Origin of the sequence: Xanthomonas sp. NCPPB 1638, from assembly GCF_041475635.2 — a bacterium.
Classification (GTDB): Bacteria; Pseudomonadota; Gammaproteobacteria; order Xanthomonadales; family Xanthomonadaceae; genus Xanthomonas; species Xanthomonas cucurbitae.
On the sequence record NZ_CM192984.1, the window covers coordinates 1,443,786 to 1,462,651 of the forward strand.

General features: G+C 63.0%; 16 protein-coding genes and 1 pseudogene. 11 read left to right on the plus strand and 6 right to left on the minus strand.

From position 1 onward, the window contains the following. The first annotated feature begins 401 nt into the window (after positions 1-401). Both ACCQ13_RS06255 and ACCQ13_RS06260 read left to right on the plus strand, forming a co-directional pair. A complete protein-coding gene (locus tag ACCQ13_RS06255; protein ID WP_274392071.1) occupies positions 402-1,820 on the plus strand; it encodes a cryptochrome/photolyase family protein in 1,419 nt (472 codons plus the stop codon). A 171-nt stretch (positions 1,821-1,991) separates the two neighbouring features. Further along, positions 1,992-2,717 (plus strand): YiaD family glycine zipper/OmpA-like lipoprotein, encoded by a 726-nt coding sequence (locus ACCQ13_RS06260; protein ID WP_104603577.1) that lies wholly within the window; start codon positions 1,992-1,994, stop codon positions 2,715-2,717. Between the two features lie 171 nt (positions 2,718-2,888). Here ACCQ13_RS06260 and ACCQ13_RS06265 read toward each other — a convergent pair whose 3' ends face one another. Continuing rightward, entirely contained in the window at positions 2,889-3,923 is a 1,035-nt protein-coding gene (locus ACCQ13_RS06265; protein WP_159406842.1) for an XC_2801 family transcriptional regulator, read from the minus strand. A 129-nt stretch (positions 3,924-4,052) separates the two neighbouring features. Between ACCQ13_RS06265 and ACCQ13_RS06270 the strand changes: the two genes are divergently transcribed. The 6 genes and pseudogenes from ACCQ13_RS06270 to ACCQ13_RS06295 form a co-directional block, all read left to right on the plus strand. Continuing rightward, complete coding sequence (locus ACCQ13_RS06270) at positions 4,053-4,280, plus strand: hypothetical protein (RefSeq protein ID WP_104603579.1); 228 nt, start codon at positions 4,053-4,055, stop codon at positions 4,278-4,280. Next, positions 4,277-5,050 (plus strand): SDR family oxidoreductase, encoded by a 774-nt coding sequence (locus ACCQ13_RS06275; protein ID WP_159406843.1) that lies wholly within the window; start codon positions 4,277-4,279, stop codon positions 5,048-5,050. Before ACCQ13_RS06270 ends, ACCQ13_RS06275 begins: the two co-directional genes overlap by 4 nt. Further along, the gene (locus ACCQ13_RS06280; RefSeq protein WP_159406844.1) at positions 5,047-6,237 is read left to right on the plus strand and encodes an efflux RND transporter periplasmic adaptor subunit; all 1,191 of its coding nucleotides are present in this window, start codon (positions 5,047-5,049) and stop codon (positions 6,235-6,237) included. Before ACCQ13_RS06275 ends, ACCQ13_RS06280 begins: the two co-directional genes overlap by 4 nt. Before the next feature lie 186 nt (positions 6,238-6,423). Further along, positions 6,424-9,594 carry an efflux RND transporter permease subunit gene (locus ACCQ13_RS06285; RefSeq protein WP_159406845.1) on the plus strand — a complete coding sequence of 1,057 codons (3,171 nt, stop codon included), beginning with the start codon at positions 6,424-6,426 and terminating at the stop codon, positions 9,592-9,594. Between the two features lie 34 nt (positions 9,595-9,628). Continuing rightward, positions 9,629-10,360 (plus strand): SDR family oxidoreductase, encoded by a 732-nt coding sequence (locus ACCQ13_RS06290; protein WP_104603583.1) that lies wholly within the window; start codon positions 9,629-9,631, stop codon positions 10,358-10,360. Next, positions 10,354-11,769: pseudogene (locus ACCQ13_RS06295) on the plus strand (efflux transporter outer membrane subunit); the annotation flags it as partial. The gene ACCQ13_RS06290 and the pseudogene ACCQ13_RS06295, both read left to right, overlap by 7 nt. 220 nt (positions 11,770-11,989) lie before the next feature. On the opposite strand, the gene ACCQ13_RS06300 reads toward ACCQ13_RS06295, so the two are convergent. After that, on the minus strand, positions 11,990-12,964 hold the full coding sequence (locus tag ACCQ13_RS06300) for a GGDEF domain-containing protein (RefSeq protein ID WP_104603584.1): 975 nt from the start codon (positions 12,962-12,964) through the stop codon (positions 11,990-11,992). A 646-nt stretch (positions 12,965-13,610) separates the two neighbouring features. Next, positions 13,611-13,895: a hypothetical protein gene (locus ACCQ13_RS06305; protein ID WP_104603585.1), complete on the minus strand. Its 285-nt coding sequence runs from the start codon at positions 13,893-13,895 to the stop codon at positions 13,611-13,613. Between the two features lie 213 nt (positions 13,896-14,108). Here ACCQ13_RS06305 and ACCQ13_RS06310 point away from each other — a divergent pair, with 213 nt between their 5' ends. Continuing rightward, entirely contained in the window at positions 14,109-14,405 is a 297-nt protein-coding gene (locus ACCQ13_RS06310) for a helix-turn-helix domain-containing protein (protein WP_104603597.1), read from the plus strand. 72 nt (positions 14,406-14,477) lie between these two features. On the opposite strand, the gene tnpC is transcribed toward ACCQ13_RS06310, so the two are convergent. From tnpC to tnpA, 3 genes are read right to left on the minus strand one after another with little or no spacing between them, the layout of a single operon-like run. After that, on the minus strand, positions 14,478-16,058 hold the full coding sequence (tnpC, locus tag ACCQ13_RS06315; RefSeq protein WP_159406550.1) for an IS66 family transposase: 1,581 nt from the start codon (positions 16,056-16,058) through the stop codon (positions 14,478-14,480). A 20-nt stretch (positions 16,059-16,078) separates the two neighbouring features. Then, positions 16,079-16,420: an IS66 family insertion sequence element accessory protein TnpB gene (gene tnpB / locus ACCQ13_RS06320; protein ID WP_159406699.1), complete on the minus strand. Its 342-nt coding sequence runs from the start codon at positions 16,418-16,420 to the stop codon at positions 16,079-16,081. Beyond that, complete coding sequence (gene tnpA, locus ACCQ13_RS06325; protein WP_274391989.1) at positions 16,414-16,713, minus strand: IS66 family insertion sequence element accessory protein TnpA; 300 nt, start codon at positions 16,711-16,713, stop codon at positions 16,414-16,416. The genes tnpB and tnpA overlap by 7 nt, the downstream gene beginning before the upstream one ends. 202 nt (positions 16,714-16,915) lie before the next feature. On the opposite strand from tnpA, the gene ACCQ13_RS06330 reads away from it, so the two are divergent. Together ACCQ13_RS06330 and ACCQ13_RS06335 are read left to right on the plus strand one after the other, a co-directional pair. Further along, the gene (locus ACCQ13_RS06330) at positions 16,916-17,974 is read left to right on the plus strand and encodes a Fic family protein (protein WP_372372361.1); all 1,059 of its coding nucleotides are present in this window, start codon (positions 16,916-16,918) and stop codon (positions 17,972-17,974) included. Next, positions 17,961-18,857 carry a hypothetical protein gene (locus ACCQ13_RS06335; RefSeq protein ID WP_223214413.1) on the plus strand — a complete coding sequence of 299 codons (897 nt, stop codon included), beginning with the start codon at positions 17,961-17,963 and terminating at the stop codon, positions 18,855-18,857. The genes ACCQ13_RS06330 and ACCQ13_RS06335 overlap by 14 nt, the downstream gene beginning before the upstream one ends. Positions 18,858-18,866: the final 9 nt, after the last annotated feature.

Genomic DNA, 18,866 nt, shown 5'->3' on the forward strand with positions numbered 1-18,866 from the left:
CGCCGCTCCGCAGGACGCAGTCAGCGTTTGGTTGTATCCGCGCAGACGCTGCGGATGTGTCTGGTGCAGGGCGGGCGATCTGCGGCTTGGCTGCAGGGTCCTTGCCCGCTCACCATCGCAGGACACGCTGCAAGTACGTCCCTGTAAGCTCTTTGGCGGCGTCCATGCCGCCAAAGGTCCCGCGACGGTGAGCGGGCAAGGACCAGTCGAGTTGGTCGGTGCGTAGAGCTTTCAAAAACCACCAGCCAACTGTCTGGTGCGGTGAGAGCACCGCGCACTCGACCGAAGCTGAGAGTTTGCTGCAGGGCCCTTGCCGCAGCAGAATCGCCCGCCAATGCATCGCGCCATCGTTGCATCTGCTCGCTTATGCTGCGTAGCCTTATCGTCGCTGCCGAGTCCGTATGTCCTACGCCATCGTCTGGTTCCGTCGCGACCTGCGCCTGGAAGACAATCCGGCCATGCGCGCCGCGCTCGATGCCGGCCACCACCCGATCCCGCTCTATATCGATGCGCCGCACGAGGAAGGCGAGTGGATGCCGGGCGCGGCCTCGCGCAGCTGGCGGCATCGTTCGCTGGCCGCGCTGGAGGCGGGCTTGCGCGCGCTGGGCAGCGGCCTGGTGATTCGCGCCGGCAACAGCGCGCAGGTGCTCGATGAGGTGATCGCGCAAACCGACGCGGTGGCGGTGTACTGGAATCGCAAGTACGAACCGGCCATCCAGCCGCGCGATGCACAGATCAAACGCGGCCTGCGCGAGCGCGGCATCGAGGTGCAGAGCTGCAATTCGGCGCTGTTGTTCGAACCCTGGCAGCTGAGCACCCAGCAGGGCGGCCCTTACAAGGTCTTCACTCCGTTCTGGCGCAACGCGCTGACCCAATTGCAATTGCCCGACCCGGTGGCGGCGCCGCGCAGCCTGGCGCCGCTGCCGGCCAAGCTCAAGAGCGACGCGCTGGAGACCTTGGGGCTGCTACCGACGCTGAGCTGGGACCAGGGTTTCTGGGAGCATTGGCAGCCAGGCGAGGCGGGCGCGCACGAGATGCTGGAGATCTTCATCGACGGCGCGCTTTCCGGCTACCGCGAAAATCGCGACCGGCCCGATCGTGTTGGCACCTCGCAACTGTCGCCGCACCTGCACTTCGGCGAGATCGCGCCGTGGCGGATCGCCGCTGCGTTGAACGTACAGCGCAACGCGCGCAACGGTGCGGAGATCGATGGCTATATCCGGCAGCTGGGCTGGCGCGATTTCGCCTATCACCTGCTGCACCATTTTCCGGAGACCACCAACCAGAATCTCAATCCGCGCTTCGAAGGCTTCGATTGGGCCAAGGCCGATCCGGTGGCGTTGCAGGCCTGGCAACGCGGGCGTACCGGCATTCCCATCGTCGATGCCGGCATGCGCCAGCTCTGGCACACCGGCTGGATGCACAACCGCGTGCGCATGATCGTGGCGAGTTTGTTGTGCAAACACCTGCGCATGCACTGGGTCGAAGGTGCGCGCTGGTTCTGGGACACGCTGGTGGATGCGGATCTGGCCAACAACACCATGGGATGGCAATGGGTGGCCGGTACCGGCGCCGATGCCGCGCCGTATTTCCGCGTATTCAATCCGGTAACGCAGGCGGAAAAGTTCGATCCGCAGGCGGTCTACATCACGCGCTGGGTACCGGAGCTTGGCAAGTTGCCAGTGAAGGAGCGCTTTGCGCCATGGCAGCATCCGCTGTCGCTGGCACGCCTGGCACCGGAGTATCCGCGTTCGCCCATCATCGGGCTGGCCGAAGGGCGCGATGCAGCCCTGGCGGCGTATGCGAAAACGCGCGGCTAGCGTCCCTGCGCCATGCGCAGGATCTCGATGAGTGCGGCCGGAAACGCTTTCCTGAATGGTGAGCCAGTTGCGTGCAACCAGTGCGCAGCTTCCTCATGTGGTAGTCGCACAGTGCTGTTTATGCTCGCCCACACGATTGAGTGCCGGAAAATCCGGCGATAGGAGAACCGCATGTCTTCAGCAGCCACCAAGCCTCTTGCCGTCGCCCTGGCCAGTGCCATCGCACTGTCCGCCTGCGCCACTGGCGGTTCGTACGTGCAGCGCGATCAATATGGCGACCAGACCCAACAGCAGAACCGTACTGGGCGCAATGCGCTGATCGGCACCGCCATTGGCGTGGCTGCCGGCCTGCTCACCGGCGACAGCGCCACCGAGCGCCGCCAGCATGCAATGGTCGGTGCGGGTATCGGCGCGCTGAGCGGCGCGGCAGTGGGCCAGTACCAGGATCGCCAGGAGCGGGCGCTGCGTGAGCGCACCGCCAACACCGGCATCGACGTGCAGCGGCAGGGCGACAACATCACCTTGAACCTGCCGGACGGCATTACCTTCGACTTCGGCAAGTCTGCGTTGAAACCGCAGTTCTACAGCGCACTCAATGGTGTTGCCTCCACCCTGCGCGAATACAACCAGACCATGGTGGAAGTGGTGGGGCATACCGATAGTGTCGGCAGCGATGCGGTGAACCAGCGCCTGTCCGAAGAACGCGCCAATGCCGTGTCGCAGTACCTGACCGCGCAGGGCGTGCAGCGCGAACGTATGGAGACCATGGGCGCCGGCAAGCGCTATCCGATCGCCGACAACAGCACCGATGCCGGGCGTGCGCAGAACCGCCGTGTCGAAATCCGTCTGATCCCGCTGCGTTCGGAAGGTGCTGCCGGCAATACCGGCATGCGTTGAGTCGCGCGCGCTCATGCAGGGCACGGCGCGTGAGTGGCCAGCGCCGGCGTCATGATGCAGGCCGCGAAAGCGGCCTGTTTTCATGTGCCCTCATCCGCCCTTCGGGCACCTTCTCCCGCGAGCGCGAGAAGGCGTCACCCAGGCGCCCTCAGTGCGTCGTCGCGGCCCGACTCATGCCGTCGCATTTTCCAGAATGCGCTTGCCTTCGGCACGTAGCGCCGCCTCGCTGCCTGCCTGCAGGTCCGTCGCACTGTTGGCGTTCTGCGCCACAAGCCGGGCAGGGCATTGCGCCATCATGTAGTCGGCATCGAAGTTCATGCGCGTGACCAGGAAGTCCACAAACGCGCGCACCTTGGGCGAGACCAGTCGCCCGCCGGCAAACACGGCATTGAAATCCACTTCCGGCCCGGTCCAGCCAGCCAGCACGCGGCGCACCAGGCCCGATTGCACGAACGGCTTGGCCATCACATCGCCGGTCAGCAACAGGCCTTCGCCGCACAGTACTGCGCCGTTGAGCGCGGCCGGGTCATTGGCCACCATCAGTGGATTGACCGGGAAATCGCGCACGTCGCTGCCATCGCTGAGCGACCAGAAAAAGCGGTTGTTGTGCACGTTGCGGTTCTTGCGTAGCGCCAGCGTGCGGTGGAATTGCAACTCGTCCGGATGCAACGGCTCGCCATAGCGTTCGATATACGACGGGCTGGCAAACACCTGCGTGCGCAGGCTGCCGAGTTTGCGTGCGACCAGGTTGGAGTCGGGCAGGGCACCGACGCGCAGGGCCAGATCGGCTTCGCCACCGATCAGGTCCAGCTTCTCGTTGCCCAGATGCATGTCCAGCTGGATTTCCGGGTATTGCGCATGGAATTCGCCCAGCAACGGCGCGATCCAGGTGATGCCCAGCGAATACGGCACGGTGAAGCGCAACCAGCCGCGCGGGCCGGACTGCAATTGCCCCACCGCGCTTTCGGCTTCTTCCAGCTCGCGGGCGATGCGCTGGCAATGTTCGTGGTACACCGAGCCGGCTTCGGTCAGCCCGATGCGGCGCGTGGTTCGATGCAGCAGGCGCGCGCCCAGCCGCGTTTCCAGCTCCTGCACCTTGCGGCTGACGGTGGTCTTGGGCAGGCCAAGCGCGTTGGCGGCGGCGATGAAGCTGCCTTGTTCGACCACCTTGACGAAGATCAGGGTGTCGTTGAGATCGTGAGTCATGGGACTGCCTTCCGGGGGTCAGGAGGGATTAGACCGCTTGCGGGATGATTATTCCCCTAAATCCGGACTAATCAAGTGCTGCTTTGAGGCCTAGCGTATGCGGCCTCCCTTCCATCCAGGAGCACGGCCATGTGGTTGTGCGATGTCTTCGGCGTGTCCTCTCCCTCCCGCAGCGCCATTGAAAGCGCCTTCGATCCGGTGCTTTCCCCGGCGAAAGGCCAGCGTGCCAGCGTTTCGCGCAGCCTCGCCGCCTCGCCGAGGCGGCAGGCCGGTGGCGCGCCAACGAAGCGGACTGGACTGTATTTGCGTTGGGCGCAGCGCGGTATTGTCCCGATGTCGGGAACAAAAGTCCCATGAGCGGGATGGTGCAATCCGAGACAGCCGTGATCGGCGGCGCGGGCGACGTGGGCGCCGGCATCGTGGCCGCGTTGCTCGATGCCGGCATGCCGGTCGTGGCGATCGGACGCGATGCTGCCAAGCTGGCCGCCTTGCGTGCCCGGCATGGCGATTCGGCGCTGCTGGACACGGTGCAGGGCTCGGTGGCCGACGATGCTTCCGCGCAGCGCCTGGCGACCGAACTGGCGCAACGGCCGCGGCCGCTGGGCGCGGTGATCGCCAGCCTGGGTAGCCCGCCCAAGGCCGGGCGACTGTTGGACCGGCCGGTGGCCGCGCTACGCCGCCGCCTGGAGCGCGACGTGCTGCCGCATCTGGCGGCCGCCCGCCATCTGCTGCCGCTGCTGGCCGAAGCCGATGGTGGCGGCCGTTATCTGCTCCTGGGCAGCCCGTGCGCGTTGCGTGCGTGGTCGGCGCACGGCGATCGCTCGGTAGCCGCGGCCGCTAACCGCATGCTGGCGCAGGTGCTGCACGAGGAAGCCAAGTCACTGGGCGTTCGCGTGCACCTGCTGTCGGTCGAGCAGCCGGTGTGTACGCCGGGCCGTGCCAAGGAGGCGTGTCCGGAATGGATTCGCGCCGTGGACGTCGGTCGCGCCGCCGTTTCCCTGATCGCCGGGCCTGGCCAGCCCGGACAACCCATCGTGACCGTCAGCCGTCGTCCGTATGCCGCCCCGTCGGCGGACCGGCTGGCCGGTCTGCATTTGCCTATCACCACCCGAGAGATCTCCCCATGACCCCGAACGCCACCCCGTTCCGTTTTCCCGTGCGCACCGTCCTGACCGCCGTTGTCCTGGCGGCCGTGCTTGCCGCGTGCGGCGGCGGTGCCGCGCAGACCGGCGCACCGCCGCCGCCCAGCGTCAGCGTCGCGCCGGTGCTGATGAAGGACATCAGCCAGTGGGACGAATTCAGCGGCCGCATCGAGCCGGTGGAAAGCGTCGCGCTGCGCCCGCGCGTGTCCGGCTACATCGACAAGGTCAACTACACCGAAGGCGCGGAAGTGAAGAAGGGCGATGTGCTCTTCAGCATCGACGACCGCAGCTACCGCGCCGACTTCGCGCGTGCCAATGCCGCGCTGGTGCGTGCGCGCACCCAGGCCACCCTGGCCAGGAGCGAGGCGGCCCGCGCGCGCAAGCTCTCCGAGCAACAGGCCATTTCCACCGAGATCTGGGAGCAGCGCCGCGCCGCCGCCGATCAGGCCGATGCCGACCTGCTGGCCGCGCAGGCGGCGGTGGACACCGCCAGGCTCAATCTGGACTGGAGCCGCGTGCGTGCCCCCATCGACGGCCGCGCCGGGCGTGCGATGGTCACCGCCGGCAACCTGGTGACCGCCGGCGATAGCGCCAGCGTGCTGACCACCCTGGTATCGCTGGACAAGGTGTTCGTGTACTTCGACGCGGATGAAGGCACCTTCCTGCGTTATGCGCAGATGGCGCGCAGCGGTGAGCGCCCGGACGAGCGCGGCGGCCAGTTGCCGGTACGTATCGGCCTGGTTGGCGAGCAGGGCTTTCCGCACACCGGGCGGGTGGACTTCCTGGACAACCAGGTGACCCGCAGCACCGGCACCATCCGCGTGCGTGCCGTGCTCGACAACGCGCAGCGGCAGTTCACGCCGGGCCTGTATGCGCACGTGCAGTTGCTGGGCAGCGGCCAGTTCAAGGCCATGCTGGTCGACGAAAAGGCGGTGCTGACCGACCAGGACCGCAAGTACGTGTACGTGGTGGACAAGGACGGCAAGGCGCAGCGCCGCGACGTGGAGCTCGGCCGCAGCGCCGATGGTCTGCGCATCGTGCGCACCGGCCTTGCCGCCGGCGACCGCGTGGTGATCGACGGCGTGCAGAAGATCTTCATGCCCGGCATGCCGGTCGATGCCAAGGCCGTGGCCATGGCACCGGCGGCGGACAAGCGCACCGCTTCGAACTAGGACTCGCCCACGCACGTTGCGCGCAGTCGTGCCTGCCCGGCGACTGCGCGCCACCTGCCACGGTTGCACTGCTTCATCGCTTCATCGCTGCATCGCAGCCCATGGCCGCCGGCCTTCTCATCAGGCCGGCCCGGGGCCGCTGTGCCGCGCCGCCACCCGGCGGCACCCTCTTTCAGGACCACCCCAATGGACTTTTCCCGTTTTTTCATCGACCGGCCGATCTTTGCCGCGGTGCTGTCGATCATCATCTTCGCGGCCGGCCTGATTGCCATGCCGCTGCTGCCGATCAGCGAATACCCGGAAGTGGTACCGCCGAGCGTGCAGGTGCGCGCGGTGTATCCGGGCGCCAATCCCAAGGTCATCGCCGAGACCGTTGCCACGCCGCTTGAGGAAGCCATCAACGGCGTGGAAAACATGATGTACATGAAGTCGGTGGCCGGCTCCGATGGCGTGCTGGTGGTCACCGTGACCTTCAAGCCGGGCACCGACCCGGACCAAGCCCAGGTGCAGGTGCAGAACCGCGTCAGCCAGGCGCAGGCGCGCCTGCCCGAAGACGTGCGCCGGCAGGGCGTGACCACCCAGAAGCAGTCGCCGACGCTGACCATGGTCGTGCATCTGACCTCGCCCAAGGGCAAGTACAACTCGCTGTACCTGAGCAACTACGCCACCTTGAAGGTCAAGGACGAGTTGTCGCGTCTGCCCGGCATCGGTCAGGTGCAGATCTTCGGCTCGGGCGATTACGCCATGCGCATCTGGCTGGATCCCAACAAGGTGGCCGCACGCGGGCTCACCGCCAGCGACGTGGTCGCCGCGATCCGCGAGCAGAACGTGCAGGTTTCCGCCGGCCAGCTCGGTGCAGAACCCATGCCCAACAAGAGCGATTTCCTGCTCTCGATCAACGCGCAGGGCCGCCTGAGCACTGAAGAAGAGTTCGGCAACATCGTGATCCGCAGCGGCAACAGCGGCGAGATCGTGCGGCTGAGCGATGTGGCACGGTTGGAGCTGGGCGCGGGCAACTACACCTTGCGCTCGCAGTTGGACAACCAGAACGCGGTGGGCATGGGCGTGTTCCAGGCGCCCGGTGCCAACGCGATCGAATTGTCCGATGCGGTGCGCGCCAAGATGGCCGAGCTGGAAAAGCAGTTCCCGCAGGACATGGCCTGGTCGGCCGCCTATGATCCCACCGTGTTCGTGCGCGACTCCATCAGCGCGGTGGTGCACACCCTGCTGGAAGCGGTGCTGCTGGTGGTGCTGGTGGTGATCCTGTTCCTGCAGACCTGGCGCGCGTCGATCATTCCGTTGCTGGCAGTGCCGGTGTCGGTGGTCGGTACGTTTGCCGCGCTGTATGTGCTGGGTTTCTCGATCAATACGCTGAGCCTGTTCGGGCTGGTGCTGGCGATCGGCATCGTGGTCGACGACGCGATCGTGGTGGTAGAAAACGTCGAGCGCAATATCGAAGAAGGCCTGAGCCCGCTGGCCGCTGCGCATCAGGCGATGCGCGAGGTATCCGGACCGATCATCGCCATCGCGCTGGTGCTGTGCGCGGTGTTCGTGCCGATGGCGTTCCTATCGGGCGTGACCGGCCAGTTCTACAAGCAGTTCGCGGTGACCATCGCCATTTCCACGGTGATTTCGGCAATCAACTCGCTGACCCTGTCGCCGGCACTGGCGGCCATGCTGCTCAAGGCGCACGACGCACCCAAGGACGGCCCGTCGCGGTTGATCGACCGGTTGTTCGGCTGGCTGTTCCGTCCGTTCAATCGCTTCTTCAACAGCAGCTCGCACAAGTACCAGGGTGCGGTGTCGCGTGCGCTGGGCAAGCGTGGTGCAGTGTTCGTGGTGTATCTGTTGCTGCTGGTCGGCACCGGTTTCATGTTCAAGGTGGTGCCGGGCGGCTTCATCCCGACCCAGGACAAGCTGTACCTGATCGCCGGCGCCAAGCTGCCGGAAGGCGCATCGCTGGAGCGCACCAACGAGGTGATCCGTCAGATCACCCAGATCGCGCTGCAGACCGAAGGCGTGGACCACGCGATTGCGTTCCCGGGTTTGAATCCGCTGCAATTCACCAACACCCCCAATACCGGTACGGTGTTCCTGACCCTCAAGCCGTTCAGTCAGCGCAGCCGTAGTGCGGTGCAGATCAATGCGGAAATCAATGCGCGCATCAGCCAGATCCAGCAGGGCTTTGCGTTCGCCTTCATGCCGCCGCCGATTCTGGGGCTGGGCCAGGGCTCGGGCTATTCGCTGTACATCCAGGACCGTGCGGGCCTGGGCTATGGCCAGCTGCAGAGCGCGGTGAATGCGATGTCCGGTGCGATTTCGCAAACGCCCGGCATGCAGTTCCCGATCGGCACCTATCAGGCCAACGTGCCGCAGCTCGATGCCAAGGTCGACCGCGACAAGGCCAAGGCGCAGGGCGTGCCGTTGACCAATCTGTTCGACACGTTGCAGACCTATCTGGGTTCGTCGTACATCAACGACTTCAATCGCTTCGGTCGCACCTACCAAGTGATCGCCCAGGCCGATGGACCGTTCCGCGATAGCGTCGAAGACATCGCCAACCTGCGCACCCGCAATGCCAACGGCGAGATGGTGCCGATCGGCAGCATGGTGACGCTGGGCCAGACCTATGGCCCGGATCCGGTGATCCGCTACAACGGCTACCCGGCCGCCGACCTGATCGGTGAAGCGGACCCGCGCGTGTTGTCTTCCACCGAAGCGATGCAGACGCTGTCCAGCATGGCGCCGCAGGTATTGCCCAACGGCATGAACATCGAATGGACCGACCTGAGTTATCAGCAGTCCACGCAAGGCAACGCGGCGTTGATCGTATTCCCGATGGCGGTGCTGCTGGCGTTCCTGGTGCTGGCCGCGTTGTATGAAAGCTGGACGTTGCCGCTGGCGGTGATCCTGATCGTGCCGATGACCTTGCTGTCTGCGTTGTTCGGTGTGTGGCTCACCAATGGCGACAACAACGTGTTTGTGCAGGTGGGCCTGGTGGTGTTGATGGGCCTGGCCTGCAAGAACGCGATCCTGATCGTGGAGTTCGCCCGCGAACTCGAAATGCACGGCAAGGGCATTGTTGAAGCAGCACTGGAAGCCTGCCGCCTGCGCCTGCGCCCCATCGTGATGACCTCCATCGCCTTCATCGCCGGCACCGTGCCGCTGGTGTTCGGCCATGGTGCCGGCGCCGAAGTGCGTTCGGTCACCGGTATCACGGTGTTCGCCGGCATGCTGGGCGTGACCCTGTTCGGACTGTTCCTGACGCCTGTGTTCTATGTGGCGCTGCGTAAGTGGGTGACCCGTCGAGGGCCCGCTGCACCGGCTGTGGTTCCGCATGACGCCGTCAAGGCGTAATTCCTCATATCCATCATCCAAAAGGATTCAGCACATGAGCAACACCAAGATCGCAGTGGTCACCGGCGCCACCCGCGGCATCGGCCTGGAAACCGTTCGTCAACTCGCCCAGGCCGGCGTGCACACGCTGCTGGCCGGCCGCAAGCGCGACGACGCGGTGGCCGCCGCGCTCACGCTGCAGGCAGAAGGCCTGCCGGTGGAAGCGATTCAACTGGACGTCAACGACGACATCAGCATCGCCGCGGCCGTCGGCACGGTGGGGCAGCGTCACGGCCACCTGGACATCCTGGTCAACAACGCCGGCATCATGATCGACGACGTGCAACGCAAGCCGTCCGAGCAAAGCCTGGACACCTGGAAGCGCAATTTCGACACCAACCTGTTCGCGGTGGTGGGCGTGACCAAGGCGTTCCTGCCGTTACTGCGTCGCTCGCTGGCTGGCCGCATCGTCAACGTGTCGAGCATCCTCGGCTCGTTGACCTTGCATAGCCAGCCCGGTTCGCCCATCTACGACTTCAAGGTGCCGGCCTACAACGCCTCCAAGAGCGCCTTGAACAGCTGGACCGTGCACCTGGCTTACGAACTGCGCGACACCCCGATCAAGGTCAATACCGTGCACCCGGGCTACGTCAAGACCGACATGAACAGTGGCGAGGGCGAGATCGAGGTAGCGCAGGGCGCGCACAGCAGCGTGCAGATGGCGCTGCTGGACGCCCACGGCCCCACCGGTAGCTACACCCACCTGGGAGAGACCTTGCCATGGTAAGAACATTGCTCGGCACGGCACTGGCCGCGCTGGTGCTCGGCGGTTGCGCGGTAGGGCCGGATTACCGGCCCGACCCACCCGCCTCGGTCACGCTGCAGGGCGCGCAGAACGCGTCCTTCAGCGCCGAATCCCCGGTCGGCACCTGGTGGTCGCAATTCGACGACCCGGTGCTGGAACAGCTGGTACGCGATGCCTTGTTCGCCAACCACGACCTGCGCATCGCCGTGTCGCGTGTCAAGCAGGCGCGCGCGGTGTTCGTCGAACGTCGTCTGGATCAGGCGCCGCACATCGCCGCACAAGGCAGCTTCGATCGTCGCGAACAGCAGCAGGTGATCGCCGGCAATCAGCGCTTCCTCACCGAACAAACCACCCTTGGTCTCGATGCAGCCTGGGAACTGGATCTGTTCGGCCGCCAGCGCCGCGCATCGGAAGCGGCGCGTGCCGACCTGGATGCCGAGCAGGCCAACCTGCAGGACGTGCAGGTCACCGTGGCGGCCGAAGTAGCGCGCAATTACTTCCAATTGCGCGGCACCCAGAAACAGCTCGCTGTCTCCAGGCGCACCCTGAGCAATCTGCACGACACCCAGAAGCTGACGCAGACGCGTTGGGACCTGGGTGCCGGCAGCGAGCTGGATGTGCAGAGCAGCCTGGCCCGCCTGAAAGCCATCGAAGCGGATATTCCGTTGCTGGAAACCGCCGAGGCACAGTACCGCCACCGGCTGGCCGTGTTGCTTGGCCAACAGCCCAATGCGCTGGACGCCACCCTGGTCGCGCGCAGCATGCCGGCATTCGTGCGGCCGTTGCCGCTGGGCGATACGGCCGGATTGCTGCGTCAGCGCCCGGACGTGCGTCGCGCCGAACGCCAGCTGGCGGCAGCCACCGCGCAGGTGGGCGTTGCCACGGCCGATCTGTTCCCGCGTATCAGCGTCAGCGGCTTTGTCGGCTTCCTGTCCGGCGATGCAGCGCGGCTGACCGACGGCAATGCCAAGGCCTGGTCGATCACCCCGTCGATCAGCTGGGCGGCGTTCGATTTCGGCACCGTGCGGGCGCGCTTGCGTGCCAGCAAGGCGCAGGCCGAAGGTGCGCTGGCACAGTATCAGCAGGCCGTGCTACTGGCGCTGGAAGACACCGAAAACGCCTTGATCGGCTACGGCCGCCAGCAGGCGCGCCTGGCCATCGTGGTCGAGCAGGCCAATGCCGCACGGCGTGCCGAACAGTTGGCGCAGATCCGCTACCGCGAAGGTTCGCAAGACTTCCTCACCTTGCTGGATGCACAGCGCACCCAGCTGGCGGCCGACGATGCCCTGGCGCAGGCCGAGGCGGCAGTCAATGTCGGCGTGGTCGGTGTATACAAGGCCTTGGGCGGGTGGAAGCAGGGCCAGGCGCCGACGGCCGTTCCTCTGGCAATGGGTGCCGTCGAGGCATCCGGGCAGATGGCAAGCGGCACCTCGTTCGAGCGCGGGCAGACCGCGCGCTGACGATCCGGCATCGCGGTCTGCCAGTGCTGCTGGTCGACATCGTCACGCGGCGCGGGAGGTCCCGCATCTGACCGGTGACGCCGCGTCGCCCGGCGGGCGAGGACGCATGCGCGTTGTGGCGATGGTCGCCGCGCGCATGTCCTGCTGTCCCTTAGTCGGCAAGCCGCACGCTGTCGCGGCCGCTGTTCTTGGCCAGGTACAGCGCCGCATCTGCGCGCGAAAACCAGTCCTGCCAATGGGTTTCGCCATCGTGCCGTGCCGCGCCCAGCGAGACGGTGATGCGCCCGCCCGGCCCGCGTAACCCGTTGCGGATCACCTTGCGCAACCGCTCGGTGGTCGCCTCCAGTTCGGCCAGCGAAGCGGCGCGCAGCAGCACCACGAACTCCTCGCCGCCAAAGCGGAAGACCTGATGCGGCGCGCGTACTTCGAAGCGCAGGATGGTGGCCAGGTCCGACAGCGCCGCATCGCCTGCGGCATGGCCGTACAGATCATTGACCTCCTTGAAATGGTCCAGATCCAGGATGATCAGGCTGTTGAGCCGGTCCTGCGGTTGACGTTGCTGGATCTGGTGGGTCAGCGCGCGTTCGAGCATGCGTCGGTTCGGCAGGCCGGTCAGCGCGTCAAGCGACGCCAGCTCTTCCAGATGTACGCGGTCGTCCTGCATCCGCAGCGAAAACACGTAGCCCACCGCCAACGTGACCAGGGTCACCGCCACGGTCGACACGCCCTGGCCGGCACTCACGATCAGGCCGGGCAGGAACAGCAAGGCGGCCAGCAGCGGCAGGCTCAGCAATACCGCACGCTGCGGCCCACACAGGAAATAGTTGGTCGCCAACACCGGAAACAGCCAAGGCAGCGCGCCGTCGCCGCCGGTCCAGCAGGCCACCAGGCAACCTCCGACATTGATCGACGCCAACCAGACGCCACCGGCGCCCGTACGTTCGGCGATACGCATCCGCCAGCCGCGCCAGATCGCCAACATGCCCAACGTAGTGGTGACCAGGCACGCCACCACTTGGCCGGACACAGCCAGATAGACCGCGTAAAGGCAGAGCAGTAGCGCAGTGATTGGCCCAAGCAGCTTGACGATGCCCAGACGAAAATCCCGCCGCAGGTGGAGGATCACATTGAAGGTTCTTTAGGAATCTGCAACATTATCGACCGGGCTCGGCAGAAATTGAGCCAGCGGGTGCCGCGACCACGGGTCGGAAAATGAAGCGTTGTCTGGCCGGATTTTCGCCTGCTTGACGGCTTCGTCGTCGCGGCCTTGATGCCGCCGAGGCAGCCGGGCGTGCCCTGCTGCGCACAACTTGACAGATCTCTGGATGCATTGCCGCAGTTGGCTACCAGTCGGGATGCAGGTTCCGATTATCTGGATTTTTTTTGCACTGTGCCAGGTTGCTGCTAAGCAGCACAGGACCTGGCCGGACCGCAGGAAGTTGCTGAGACGGGCGGCCGTATCGCTCGCATGACAGCAAATGCGGGCCGGTTGGCCCCTGGCAAGCAGGTGCGCGGCGTCAGTCAGCTAGCAGACGGAACCGTGGGCCTTTCCGCATGGATCGAGACGTTCACGTACCCGCTGCTTCATGCATGAAAAAGGCCGAGAACCCTTGTTTTACAGGGGTTCCCGGCCTCTCCAGGACCTCATCGGTCCGCTCATTGGTGGAGGTGGGCGGAGCCTGTAAACGCCCTCAGACAATCCACTGATCCTAAACAAATTAGAACTCAATGGATGGGTTTGCTTTGATACCTCAGATGATACCCGACCACCGTCACAACCGTGGACGGATCCAATCCCAGACATCTTTGGCGAGCCATCCAGCGTATTGATCGACACTGAGTTTGCTCACAAAGAGGCGATCATTGTTGTCAAGCTTCTGACGGAGGTCATCACTCAACTGCTGAGCAGTTCCGGTGCTCTGCATCCATCGCACGCTTTCCAATCCGCTGTCCTGCGTGTTGGCGTAGCGCTCCAAATGCTGGATGAACTGGCGGCGCGCAGCGTCATAGTTGCTGCGTTCTTTGTTGAGGTTCCAAGTCACGACGTAGACAGCCATTGCACTTCCTCCGTCCCAAGACCCGTCAGAGAATTCCGACTACAAGGACTTGTCGAAGTCGACAATTACCGACCACCGGGGTTGCAACGAAGCAAAAGATACGCTAAACGTAAGATACGGGAAACGTAATTTACGAGAAACGTAGCTTACGTTCATCCTTGGGGCATGACTTCTCCCAACGCCCGCAGTGTTCGTGTCGTCTTCGCCGCCCGCATGAAGAAGCGGAGGAAGACACTTCGGCTCAGCCAGAAGGCATTAGGAGTGCTCATGGGACTACCAGAAGATGTCGCAGCCGTTCGAATCAATCGATACGAGCGGGCAGTGCACGAGTGCGACAGTGAGACCGCCCAGAAGATGGCTGATGCCCTAGGCGTCTCTCTCGCCTACCTCTATGCAGAGACAGAGGAACTAGCAGAACTCATCCAGGAGTTCATGCAGCTTCCCACCAAAGATCAGCACGCGCTTTTGGCTGACATCAAGTCTCGTTCCAAGACCAATCGTGTGCGTTAACTGGCATCACATGTGTCGGTGAAGTTCGAGCTAGCTGTGTAAGCGTCCGCCAACCTCACCTACCCCGAAACCTCACTCCGTGCGCAACGGCAGCAATTGATCGATGTCCCGATCCAAGGTCGTCGGCAGCCGCGCCAGGGTGTCATGCAGCCAGGCATGCGGTTCGATACCGTTGGCCTTGGCGGTGGCCAGTAGGCTCATGATCGCCGCCGCGCGCCTGCCCGCCTGCGCTGAGCCGGCAAACAGCCAATTCTTGCGTCCCAGCGCCACCGGACGAATCGCGTTTTCGATCAGGTTGTTGTCGATCGGGTAACGTCCGTCCTGGACATAACGCGTCAGCGCGTCCCATCGCTTGAGCGTATAGGCCAGTGCACGCGCGGTGCCGCTGTTGCCCATCACCGTCTGCTGCAACTCCAACAACCAGCAGTTCAGCCGCGATAGCACCGGCACGGCGTGTTCTTGTCGGTAAGCCAGACGCTCATCGGGCTTCAGCGCGCTGGCTGCCGCTTCGATGGTGTAAAGCACGCCGATGCGCGCGATCGCTTCAGCCGCAATCGCGCTGCCGCTGGCCGCATGCTGCTCATGCCACTTGCGCCGGGCGTGGGCCCAACACCCCAGCTCCGTGACACCCTGCGCAAAGCTGGCTTTATAGCCGCTGTAGTCGTCCACCATCAGTGCGCCGCGCCACTTCCCAAGGAAATCGCGTGCGTGCTGGCCGCTGCGGCTGGTCTGGAACTGGAATACCACCATCGGTGGATCGGCGCCCGGGTGGTGGGCGGTGGCATACGCAAACAGATACGCACGCTTGGAGGAGCCTGCTGTTGGATCCAGCAGCTGCACCGGGGTTTCATCGGCATGCAGCACCGATTGCTGCTGCATCCGCACCGCCAGGCGGTCGGCCAACGGTTGCAGCGCCACGCCGATGGCGCCGATCCACTCGGCCATCGTGCTACGCGACAAGGCAACGCCGCTGCGTGCATAAATGGCTTCCTGCCGATACAGCGGCAAGTGATCGACATACTTTGCGACAGCGACCTGGGCCAGCAGGCTGGCATCGGCCTGGCCGCGCTCGATGATCGCCGCCGCCACCGGCTCGGCGACGATCAGCTCACAGCGACGGCAGCAATACTGCGGGTACACATCGCGCTTGACGTAGAACTCCAGCGGCTTGCAGGCCAGACGCTCGCTGACATGCTCGCCGATGGCCACCAGCGCGCTGTTGCACTGCGGGCAGTTGCAGTTGGCCGGCTCGTGCCGAGTTTCTACACGCTCAAGATGCTCGGGTAACGGCTTGCGCCCGGCGTTTGCTGCACGCCGACGCTTCTGGGTCACCGCTGCGGTCTCGCCCTCGGCCTGGAGCGCGGCCAACTGCGCTTCCACTGCGGCGATATCGGCGGCCATGGTGTCTTCGAACAGCTGGCGCTGGTCCGGGTCCATGCGCTCGGTCTTGGCCGAGAATTGCAGCCGGCGCAGGCGGGCGATCTCGGCGGTGAGCGCGGCGATCTGCGCATCGCGCAGGGTGATGGTGCGTTCGCGCGTATCGATCAACGCCTGCTGGCGTTCAATGGTGGTCTGCGCGGTCGCCAGCAAGGCGCGTGCAGCCTGGCGCAGCGCATGCGGATCATCAATCGTATCGAGGGCGGACAGGTCCATGTCCGCCACGATGCCACGGGTTACAGCTGACGCACACCTGCCATTGGTGCAATGGACAACCGCTGCCAGTCCACGCCCACGCACAACCAGGCCCATTGCTCAGCGCTCAAGGTCCACGCGGTATCGCCCACACGCGGCCAGATGAAGTGTCCCTGATGCAGCCGGCGCGCGCACAGCCAGACACCATGACGATCAACGCACAGCACCTTGAGGCGGCTACGCGCGCGATTGACGACGACGTAGGCCTCGCCCTCGGCCACGGGGCGATCCAGCAGTGACTGCATCTGCAGCAAGAGCCGGTCCATGCCACAGCGCAGATCCACCGGGGCGGTGACAAGATGCCACGCCGACACGCTCAGCATGCACCAAGCTCGCGCAGCAGACGCGCAAGCCAGCCCGGATCACCGGCCGCCACGCTGAGGCTGATGCCACCGGCGAGACGGATCTCCACGCTGGTCGTGGGAACGGCGGGGGTGATGTGCAGCGGTAGTGTGGCTGGAAGTGCTGCAGGCGCTGCGGACGCTGCAAGTTTGCCGCGCCAGTAGGTGAAGCTGCTCAACGAGACACTGTGCTCGCTGCACCACGCCGATGGCGTGGCGCCGCTGGCGGACCAGGCAGCAATGCGGTGGGACCAATCATCGTGCTTTGAAGACATCGGGGAGATCCGTTGGGAAGAACGCGATATCCCAACGGGCTGCTGGCTGCTTGTATAGGTGAGGTTGGCGGACGCTTACCTAGCTGTAAGGGTTTTCTGATAATCATCGAATTTTAACCATTTTTGTGACGCGCATTCATTCATTCATTATTTTTACCTTGCTTTGACATAGTTGTCAGGGCATGTTGCCCGGGCTTGGTCAGTGCGTCGAAATTTTATGGATGGAAATTTTGAGTTAGCGCCGCTTGATTTGGCCTTTGCGCCACTTCCAGGACGACGCGATGCGCCTGATGCTTCGGTTTGGCTCGATGCATCGTTTTCGGTCTATACGCCAGCGTTGTTGGATCCACCACTTCGAACCTATGAAAAAATAGGGGATTACCAACGGTTTGAGTCAGATGCTCAATGCGTTGGCTACCTTTCAGCTCTGTCTTCTCGGTTAGTTCATGTATGCAGAGGAACCTGGAAGTTCTCCGGCATTGCTGATTTGAGGGCAAATCGCTATGCGACATCAGCCATCAATGCATCCCTTAAAGCAGGGCTTCCAGATGCGCATGGTATTTTAAACTGGTCATTAAATTTGGCCAAAAATTTAGGCAATAGCCAAGTCAGAAGTCGCACAGATAATGCATGGGTCGGTGGAAAGAAGCCGTCAGAAGCCTGGCTTGTTTTACCGCAGGCAAATCAACTACCTTATCTTCTGAGAAACCTCGAAGATTTACTACAAGGCAAGAGCGCCCAGACAATCAACTGCGCATTTTTCGAAGCCATTGCGTATCAGATGATCTGCATCCATCCACTTAGTGATACTAATGGACGGGTGACCCGCACCCTCTTGATGAATCTTGCGGGACGCTATCGAAACCTCTATCCACTATACATTGCTCACTGCCTGACCTTTGCCAAACAGCGAACGGGTCAAACCTGGATGCAGGCATCTTCGACAGCCATAAGCACAGATCTCAGTAATTCAAATTTGTGGTTAGATCAAATCAATTTGATCTTGCAAAAAATATCCGATCTCGCCACGGCTGGCTTGGATCCAAGAGTGTTGTGGTCGCTTCTTTCATACGGATATGTATCCGAAGACACGCTTTGTGCTGGCAAAAATGCATGCAGTCCGGCACTTGCTGCAAAAATTATGAGGCGCCTACCGGCGCTATTAGAACAGGAACAGGGGATATTTTACTCAGCCGAGCTTGAAATCCTGAACATCGGAATTGATCGCTCTATTAATAAGGATAGTTATGAAATTGAATGAGTCGCAAGACGGCAAGTCCAAGCAGCTCAAAGCTGCGATCAGGCGAACCATTTATCTGACCTTGGTGCTAGCAGGGGTTGCCAGCGTCTTATCGCCATTGGCAACAGCCTCCGATACTGAGGGGACCACGACAATGCCGCCCGTCGAAGTTCCGCCTCCCTACATCCCGCCGCCGATTGAAAATCCGACACCACCTTACTATCCAGATCCGGGCGACGGCGGCGGTGACAATGGTGGTGGTGGTGGCGGTAGTGGGGAGGATCCGGAAGTGGTTTGCGCAAACCTGAGGGCAACGAAGCCTGCGATGTGCCCCAACCCAATACCGCTTCCATCTGGCGCGACCTACGCCCAAGACAAATTGCCCGGGGCTAGCATTAATGGAAAATCTACTGTGCTGATGGCTATTGGCTATTCGCAAGGTAGAGCATTTGGCCCCAATGGAACGACCGCTGCACCCAATGTTACGGCAGCATGGCTGATGGACTTTGTTTTAAAAAAACAGACGGAAAATTATGCAAATCCCGGCATGTCTTTTAAGGACGCGACCAAGATTTTTCGAGACGACATAAAGCAAGTCTGCGAGTTGGAGAGTATTGAGTCTAGCAAGTATCGAATTCCTGGCCAACTGACCGTCCCTGAGTATTATTGCTTCGAGATTATGAAGGCGCTTGATATTGAAGCAGACGACCAGATGAATTTCGTGCAGTTTTTCATCGATTGGTCCAAGCGCTATGCAGTTAATCTTGAAAGCTATGTGCCAGGAGCAGTGATAAGCTCAGGGAGCTTGGATAACTCTATTGGCGTCAAATGGAAAGTCACATCTGCTGACGGTGCATGCTCAGCATGGTGGACCAACTTCCAGCAGAATCAGTGCAGTCTATAATGGATAGAA